This window comes from Aliiruegeria lutimaris, from assembly GCF_900099935.1.
Classification (GTDB): domain Bacteria; phylum Pseudomonadota; class Alphaproteobacteria; order Rhodobacterales; family Rhodobacteraceae; genus Tropicimonas; species Tropicimonas lutimaris.
This window is the reverse complement of record NZ_FNEK01000123.1, coordinates 1-8,179: the sequence shown is the minus strand read 5'-3', so window position 1 is coordinate 8,179 and position 8,179 is coordinate 1. Positions and strand designations below refer to the sequence as shown.

General features: G+C 56.6%; 6 protein-coding genes and 2 pseudogenes. 3 read left to right on the top strand and 5 right to left on the bottom strand.

The features are described 5' to 3' along the window. Positions 1-17: 17 nt before the first annotated feature. Positions 18-236, bottom strand: coding sequence for a hypothetical protein (locus BLR85_RS28810; RefSeq protein ID WP_139188578.1), 219 nt, complete (start codon positions 234-236; stop codon positions 18-20). A gap of 707 nt (positions 237-943) precedes the next feature. Next, positions 944-1,963, bottom strand: a complete 1,020-nt coding sequence (locus BLR85_RS26925) for a LacI family DNA-binding transcriptional regulator (RefSeq protein WP_093164660.1) — start codon at positions 1,961-1,963, stop codon at positions 944-946. A 79-nt stretch (positions 1,964-2,042) separates the two neighbouring features. On the opposite strand from BLR85_RS26925, the gene BLR85_RS26920 reads away from it, so the two are divergent. The 3 genes from BLR85_RS26920 to BLR85_RS26910 all read left to right on the top strand — a co-directional run bounded on the left by BLR85_RS26920 (position 2,043) and on the right by BLR85_RS26910 (position 5,679). Then, entirely contained in the window at positions 2,043-3,224 is a 1,182-nt protein-coding gene (locus tag BLR85_RS26920; RefSeq protein ID WP_093164657.1) for a phytanoyl-CoA dioxygenase family protein, read from the top strand. A 429-nt stretch (positions 3,225-3,653) separates the two neighbouring features. Beyond that, on the top strand, positions 3,654-4,784 hold the full coding sequence (locus BLR85_RS26915; RefSeq protein ID WP_093164654.1) for an NAD(P)/FAD-dependent oxidoreductase: 1,131 nt from the start codon (positions 3,654-3,656) through the stop codon (positions 4,782-4,784). Positions 4,785-4,992: 208 nt separating this feature from the next. Beyond that, a complete protein-coding gene (locus BLR85_RS26910) occupies positions 4,993-5,679 on the top strand; it encodes a DUF6629 family protein (protein WP_093164651.1) in 687 nt (228 codons plus the stop codon). A gap of 360 nt (positions 5,680-6,039) precedes the next feature. Here the strand turns inward: BLR85_RS26910 and BLR85_RS26905 are convergent. The 3 genes and pseudogenes from BLR85_RS26905 to BLR85_RS26900 form a co-directional block, all read right to left on the bottom strand. After that, positions 6,040-7,391, bottom strand: a protein-coding gene (locus BLR85_RS26905; RefSeq protein WP_093164648.1) for an IS3 family transposase whose coding sequence is annotated in 2 segments (ribosomal slippage) — positions 6,040-7,055 and positions 7,055-7,391 — 1,353 coding nt in all. Because the reading frame shifts where the segments join, the coding sequence is not laid out codon by codon here. A gap of 84 nt (positions 7,392-7,475) precedes the next feature. Then, a pseudogene (locus tag BLR85_RS28805) lies at positions 7,476-7,631 on the bottom strand (helix-turn-helix domain-containing protein); the annotation flags it as partial. A gap of 241 nt (positions 7,632-7,872) precedes the next feature. Further along, a pseudogene (locus tag BLR85_RS26900) lies at positions 7,873-8,179 on the bottom strand (IS630 family transposase); the annotation flags it as partial.

Genomic DNA, 8,179 nt, shown 5'->3' with positions numbered 1-8,179 from the left:
AGCCTATCTCGCTGACTCTACTTCGGTTGAGCAGCAGGGCCATTGGAGACGCCGGTTGCACCGCCCCAACCACCTTTTAGGCCACTCGCTGCATTCGCCGACCCAGGCGTAGACGAAACGGTTTCGGCAATTCCGGTCCGACCCTTGCCGTCTCCCTTACCTTTCTCTGCCCCCGCGAATGCGGACGAAGCAATGGCTACGGATGCGATGGTCGATGCGATCAACAGTTTGTTCATGGTGTCCTCCTCTGTCAGACTGTGTACTTTCAGTACGGAGGAGGCTTGCTTTCAGATCAGTCTAATTCGCTCAAACGAACTTATTCGCTTATGATGACCACGCATTCAGCCGTTGGATCATTCCAAACTGGATCGCGCTTGCACCACGCCGATCTGGCAAGGTTCTGCAAGATGGGTGGGGCCGATCGACCCAGGGGATGTTCGGCCGCTGAGGCACGCTCAGCGGGTCTGACTAGTTATCTAAGTGTTTTCATCAGATGACCGCGCAGTCGGTGAAGCTGCCATTGGCGCAGTGCCCAGCATCGGTTAAGAATGGCTCGTTCCGGCCGTTCGCCGCGGCTTGCATGAATGGCGGCAGTGGGCCGTTCACGACGGTCGGAAACCATGCTGCGTGTGCGAGGTGCCGTGACCTGCCAACGGCAGGATTGCGCAGTTACCGGACCTCGCAGCCTAGGACCGGTGCTCCGTGGGTATCGGCAAGTATGGTGCGCTGGCCGCAAGGTCGGGAATGCCGACATTGCGGCCATTCTCTGCAATGCAGCCCTTTCGGCGAAAGTCATCAAACTACCGTCCCTTTGGAGGAGGACCAGACGTTCGCGGCGACCTGCCTGCACCTTGGGCAAGTCAGCGGCCTAGCACTGCCCTTGCCAATGTAAGAGGTCATGTCTGGTATCGACGTTGAATGGGAGATCCTTGCCAGTTGGATCTCACGGCGGGATATTCTCCGGCGTCAACACCTGAACCGTCGATACTGGCGTTGCCCGTTGTTCACTGGAGAGCCCATGGTATGCCAAGAAGGCATTGAATGCGGTTTTTATGTCCAGCTGCAAGTCGTGGTGCAGAATAAAGTCCAGTCGCTGGTTGAAAATCAGCTCCCTGTTCTCGCGATCAAGATCATGGGCCACAAATACCTCGGCACGTAATCCGCGATCCTCTAGCGTGCTGAGGATCGATCGATTGCCACCTCCCATCGAATAGACGGCGCGAAGATCGTGGATACCGTCGATAGCCTTCGACAGCAGTTTCGACGTCTCATAGTCAACGCCACTGCCGCCTTGAACCGCAATTATCTGCAGCTCTGGTTGCAGGACCGCCAGTGTCTCGATAAAGGCGGACTCGCGTTCCTCTTCTCCCAGAAAACGCTCGTGGCTGCGTGTGGCTAGGACCTGTCCAGGTACATCTCCAAGTACTCTGGAGATCAGGTAGGCAGCGGTGCGTCCGGCACCCGCGTTGTCCAACCCAACGTAAGCCAAACGGTCTGTAACCCCGATATCAGTTACAAGCGTAACCACAGGGATTTTAGCAACGGTTAGCATTTTGGCCGCTTCCCGTATCTGTGCCGTGTCCCGAACCTTGAGACAGACACCCTGACTACCGCGCTTTGTGATTCGCCTGAGCGCCGCAACAACCTCTTCTTCCTCCATGACTTCCTGAAGCAGAAATCGCGGACGGCACACCGCCGCCCCTATCTGCGGCAAGATGGCCTCGGCGGCCGCCTTTACCTCGCGACTGAAGCGAGATGGCGCCTCGACCACGAAGTCAAAGAACAACCGTCTGCCTCGCGCGGCAAGCTGCGCCTCCTGCGTTTTCAGTTCTTCGATTGCGGCCGTCACACGCAGCCTTGTCTGCGGGCTCACGTGGGCCCGGTCGTTCAGTACCCGATCGACAGTAGCGGTACCCAACCCGGCCTGCCGGGCAATCTCCTTGATTGGAAAGCGATGCGTCATTTGATGTATTCTTGATGGGTTTGGGGGCCCAAGGCAATGTTTGTGCCTGTATCCTGTTCTTGAACAGGGAGGACCAACCATGAATGAAGTCGAAGAGAACGGCATCGCTTACTACGAACCGGACCACTGTGATCTGGGTGCATTCACGGCACTTATCGATCAGTCAACGCACGGTGAACTGGTACCGCACGCCTCTTCGATCGAAAAGAACATCCCGATCTACGACATGGCCGACCTGCGTCCGATCCTTGAGGATGATCGGACCCGTCGGGAAGTCATGGCGGAATGGGCGAAGGTCCTGCACACCGGCGCCGGCGTCCTGGCATTGAACGGAGCCTACGCCGATACCGCGGTGCTGGATGAGGCGACTCGCATCTACGAACGGATCATCTCCGATGAGAAGGCCGGGAGCGGCGGCGGCGGGGATCATTTTGCAGCGTCGGGCGCAAACGACCGGATCTGGAACTCGCTTCAGAAGCTCTGCGAAGCCTCGCCGAAAGTGTTCCTCGACTATTTCGCCAACACCGCCATCGCGACCGTCTGCGAGGCTTGGTTGGGGCCAAACTACCAGATGACGGCGCAGGTGAATCTTGTGCATCCCGGCGGCGCGGCACAACTAGCTCATCGCGACTATCATCTCGGGTTTCAGACCGCTGACGTCAGCGCGTCCTACCCGGCTCACGTCCACGACGTCTCTCCAATCCTGACGCTTCAGGGCGCCGTGGCGCACTGCGATATGCCATTGGAAAGCGGCCCGACCAAGCTGCTGCCATTCTCGCAGGCCTATCGTCCGGGCTATGCGGCATGGCGTCGGGACGATTTCCGGGCGCTGTTTGAGGAACGTCATGTGCAATTACCACTGGCCAAGGGAGATGCCGTCTTTTTCAACCCGGCTTTGTTTCACGCTGCAGGCGCAAACACGAGCGCGGACATTCATCGCTTTGCCAATCTGCTGCAGGTATCATCGGCCTTCGGTCGCGCAATGGAGACGATCGATCGGGACAAGATGTGCAGGCTGGTCTACCCCTACGCGCTTCAAGCCCGGCGGGAAAACAGGCTCAGTGCCTCTGAACTGTGCGCTGCAATAGCCGCGACTGCAGAAGGGTACTCCTTCCCGACAAACCTGGACCGGGACCCGCCAACAAACGGGCTTGCTCCGGAAACTCAAGCTGCCTTCTTTAGTCGGGCAGTGTCCGAAGACGTTGATGAGCGTGCCTTCGCCGAACGTCTTGATCAGATGCATGGCGCACGAGTGGCATAATCCTACGCTCAGACTGTAGAGCATTGAACAAGTCGCTCGCTGCGCCGACGATGAATGGCGGCCTTCGGTTAAGAGAGCGATGCTGCACCTGCGAAGCGTTCAAAGACCGTAAGCGTCCGCATTGCGCAGGAAGCGGACCACATCGCCCAGGCGACGGCACTTCTAAACAATCGCTCGGCGAAGCGCGTGCATAGGAAGGACATGTTTGCCGACCATGGAGACATCTGATTGAAATGATCAGATGACTCCTGCGAGTCCAAAGCTGCCGGAAAATCAGCTAGGGCTAAATGCAAGCCTGAAACAGAAAGCTTGCAGCATCATCGGATCACCGCCTAGCATCAGCTTGACGTCCGATCAGACACTCCTTTCCGGCTCTTCTCACAGTTTTCTGGGTGGCCCCAAGGCAGGTCTCAACCCGAAGGGCTTAACATGGAATCTCGAGTTCTCATCCTGGGCGCCGGTTTCGGTGGCATGGAACTGGCCACACTTCTTTCCGAGGCATTTGGAGAAGCGGCCGACGTGATCATCATCGACAAGGCAGACGCCTTTGTCTTTGGCTATTCAAAGATAGACGTGATGTTCGGCAAGTTGCCATTGGATGCCGTTCGCCTGCCATATCAAGACTTTCGCAAGCCGGGGGTTCGTTTCTTGCGGGAGACAATCACCTCCATTGATCCCAAGGCGCGGTGCGTGACGACAGACAGAGGCACCTACGAAGCCGAATTTCTTGTCGTAGCACTGGGCGCAGAGTTCGATCTCGCCGCAACGCCCGGGCTGGCCGAGGGCGGCAACGAATTCTACTCGGTTCCCGGGGCGCAGAAGTTGAGCCAAGCGTTGCCAGAGTTTTCGAAAGGACCTGCCGTCGTCGGCATCTGCGGCTTCCCCTATAAATGCCCGCCTGCTCCCAGCGAATGCGCTCTTACGCTGCACCACTATCTAACCGAGCGGGGTTTTCGTGAGGATTGCGATATCACGCTCGTCTCCCCTCTATCTAGCCCGATGCCAGCCTCAGCGGACCTTTCGGGTGCCTTGATTGAGGCATTCAACGAGGCCAAGATTCGCCTGATCCTGAACCGCACTGTGGTATCTCTGGATCACAAACACGGGACTGCGGTGCTCGACGACGGAATGGAACTGCCATTCTCTCTCTTTCTGGGTGTCCCTAGGCATCAGGCCCCGCAAGTCGTCATAGACAGCGGCATGACAACAGACGGTTGGGTCCCGATCGACTTGGCGTCCATGAAAACAAGCTTTCACGGAGTCTACGCTATTGGGGACTTGGCAAAGACCGGGCTACCGAAAGCGGGCTCTTTTGCCGAGAGCCAGGCCATGGCGGTTGCAAGTTCAATCTTGGCTGAGACACATGGCGGAAAGGCGACCCCGAATACCGGCACAGGAAGTTGTCTTGTCGAGTTCGGTGATGGACGCATCGGTTGGGCCGACCTCGATTTTCTGACGGGGCCGAATCTCAAGAGCATCTATAATGCGCCTTCGCTCGAGGGCAGGCACCATAAGGATGAATTCGGTATTAGTCGCACGGCTCGCTGGTTCGGGCGTTAAAAGACAACCAGCACGGATCGCGGCGACTGCGTCGTGCGTCTGCTTCGTCCACACCTCGGACCTTGCCCAAAACCCGACCAACGGCAGCAAAGCGCAGGGAGCCGCCGCCCCTGCGTTGCTGGGCGGGGCGGGCGTCCACCGACAATCGTTTTCTGCGTGCGCCCAAACCAGATACAGGCACAGACAAATATGCTAGAACAAAGGCCTAATGTGTTTTTCTGCCCCAGCCAGCTTCGCGGCCGGCGCCGTCCTGATCTCCTGCAGCGTGGCTACTCTGCATCGTGCTTGGCGGATCAACGCCAAGTTCCTGCCGTTGGCTGCCTTTCCACTATTCTTCGGCATGCAGCAGATTGCCGAAGGGTTTTTATGGCTTGAGCTGGATGGGTCGGACTCAGCGCCACACTCCCTTTCCGCACTGGCTTTCCTGTTCTTTGCCTACTGGTTCTGGCCGGTTTGGGTGCCTATCTCGGTTCTGGTCGCCGAGACCGACCTTCTCCGCAGGCGCGTGTTTTCCGTGTTTACCTTGCTGGGCGTCAGTGGCGGCGCGATCTTGTATCTGCCGATCCTGGAGAATCCCGCGGACCTGCAAATCAACCTCGTGCGCCGTTCGATCCGTTATGTGAATCCCGAGATGTTTTCTGACGAGGTAACGAAGACAATTGCGCGCCTGATATATACGATGATCGTCTGTGTTCCACTGTTGTGGTCGTCTCACGTCATGGTCAGGAAGTTCGGTCTACTGATCCTCATATCGGTTCTCATCGGATTTGCCGTTGCTTCGCATGCCTTTACATCGATTTGGTGTTTCCTTGCCGCCGGTCTGTCAGCCTACATGGTCGTCGTGCTGAACGAGCTGGCTAGAAACCCCAATCCTATCCGACTGCACCAATCCTGACCGGACAATTGCTTCGTACCGCAATCCTGAAAACAAGCCAGGCGATCTCGAACGGAGGTTGGAGGCAGTTCAGAGAAGGCGAAATCTTCGCAATGGCCTCAATCGCCTAAGATCGCTGTCGGATGAAACTTTGGCTGCTCTGCCACCTCAGCAGTCATCCTACCTGATTGATCAGGTGTCCGTTCGAGCACTTAGTAGAAAGTCAAATTGATGGTACTAATGCCGAAGCAGCACCAGCTCCGTATCAAATTGAATTGCGCACGCGCAGGTGACATGGAGCGGTTTTTTGTCCGTCGTCACATAAAATGGAACATCAACGCGGTCTGAGCATTGGAGGCTCTGGCTCGTTTGCGTGATTGATTATGCGGCTTGTTTTTGATGTTGCAAGCGGCGGTGGCGGATTGTCAGTTTCTTGATCTTGTCCCTTTCTCTGAGGATGGCTTTGTCCCTTCCGAAGTAGACGTCGGCGGGTGTGATGTTGCTCAAGCCCTCGTGGTAGCGCTGGTTGTTGTAGTAGTCGACGAAGGTGCCGATCTGGCGTTCGAGATCGCCGGGAAGATAGTAGTTCTCCAGCAGGACCCGGTTTTTCATCGTCTGATGCCAGCGCTCGATCTTGCCTTGGGTTTGTGGATGGAACGGCGCGCCGCGAACGTGATCCATCTTTTGATCCCCCAGCCATTCGGCCAGATCCCCAGAGATGTAGCAGGATCCATTGTCGCTGAGCAGGCGCGGCATGTGTCGAACGACAGCCTGGTCGCAGCCAGACGCCGTGAGAGCCATCTCGATGGTGGCTGTCACGTCCTCGGCCCGCATGGTCGTGCAGAGCTTCCAGGCGATGATGTAGCGGCTGTAGTCGTCGAGGATCGTGCTGAGGTAGAACCAGCCCCAGCCGATGACCTTGAAGTAGGTGAAGTCCGTCTGCCACATCTCGTTGATCGCGGTGGTCTTGTCTGTGAACTCATCGGCGGCTTTGATAACGACATAGTCGGGGGCTGTGATCAGATCGGCCTCCTTCAGGAACCTATAAGCTGATGATTCGGATATAAAATACCGCTTCTCGTCGGTGTATTTGACCGCCAACTCCCGTGTCGTGAGCGCTTCATGTTCCAGCGCAAACTCGATTAGATCATCTCGCCTGGCCTGTGGAATTCGGTTCCAGACGGACTTTGGCCGGGGTGAGATATCTGCAAGGGCATCAAAGCCACCTTCGACATAACGATCATACCAGCGGTAGAATGTGGTGCGCGGAACGCCCAGCATGTCCAAGGTCTGCTTTGTGGGCAGATGTGAGCCCTCAACGGTTCGGATGATTTCCAGCTTTTCGGAAGCAGCGTATCTCATTCCTCGAACTCCCCAGCCCCTGTCATGCTTTTTTTGAGCAATCGATTCTCAAGGGTCAGGTCTGCCACGCATTCCTTCAGGGCCATGGCCTCAGACCGCAAATCCTTCACTTCCGGTGAAGTGGCCTGACGCGCCGTATCGCCCGACAACCGGCGTTTTCCAGCTTCAAGGAACTCCTTTGACCAGTTGTAATACAGGCTCTCAGAGATCCCCTCACGGCGACACAGCGCCGAGATGCTCTCCTCGCCACGAAGGCCCGCCAAAACAATGCGGATCTTCTCCTCAGCCGAATAGGTCTGACGGGTCTTGCGGCGGATGTTCTTGACCAGCTTGTCAGCTGCGGCCTTCGACGTTCCGGATTTCTTGTCCATCTTCACTCCATGAAGGTTACGATGAACCAGAAATCCTCCGTTGCTCAAATCCTCAAATCTGTCCCAAAGGTGCTGACGTCAGACAATGCCGCCATACTCCTTGCGCCATCGGTAGTAGGTCTGCTGCGTCACGCCAATCTGGCGAACGGCATCGGCAACCGAGCTGCCCTGACCTTGCAGCACTTCAACCTGCCGCAGCTTCAGCACGATCTCCTCGGGTTTGTCTCGCTTTCCAGCCATCGTTTGGTCCTCCTGAAAACGGGATAAAGCTATCCCAGTTGGTGGACCACTTCATTGGGGGCACTCCAAGACAAGTTAAGGTTTAAAAAACCTCCAGTTTGATAGGTAAAAAGTAAATGTGTCTCTCTTTGATCAATAGGTAGCAAGCAGAGCAGAACTTCCATAGTTGGCGGCTGACCGCGAGAATGGCCTCAAAATCAACCTGATTGGGCCAAGGGAGAGTAGACCTAGTCACCCGAATCTAAAGTTCGCCGCATAGGGTTTGGGTTCGCTGGCAGAACCGCTTGACCGATGCGAGGATTTCATCGGCGGACTTGACCCATCTGTATGGTTTGGGGTTCTCGTTGTGTGCTTCGATGAAGGCGGCAATGTCGGCCTCCAGTTCGGCAGTCGAACGATGGACCCCGCGCTGCAACTGCTTGCGGGTCAATTCAGCGAACCAGCGTTCGACCTGATTGATCCATGATGCCGAGGTGGGCGTGAAGTGGACATGCCAGTGCGGACGGCGGGCGAGCCATGCCTTGATCCTGGGCGTCTTGTGCGTGGCG

Coding starts and splice junctions, on each gene's coding strand:
- BLR85_RS26925 (WP_093164660.1), bottom strand. CDS start 1,963: ATGACGCATCGCTTTCCAATCAAGGAGATTGCCCGGCAGGCCGGGTTG.
- BLR85_RS26920 (WP_093164657.1), top strand. CDS start 2,043: ATGAATGAAGTCGAAGAGAACGGCATCGCTTACTACGAACCGGACCAC.
- BLR85_RS26910 (WP_093164651.1), top strand. CDS start 4,993: ATGTGTTTTTCTGCCCCAGCCAGCTTCGCGGCCGGCGCCGTCCTGATC.
- BLR85_RS28810 (WP_139188578.1), bottom strand. CDS start 236: ATGAACAAACTGTTGATCGCATCGACCATCGCATCCGTAGCCATTGCT.
- BLR85_RS26915 (WP_093164654.1), top strand. CDS start 3,654: ATGGAATCTCGAGTTCTCATCCTGGGCGCCGGTTTCGGTGGCATGGAA.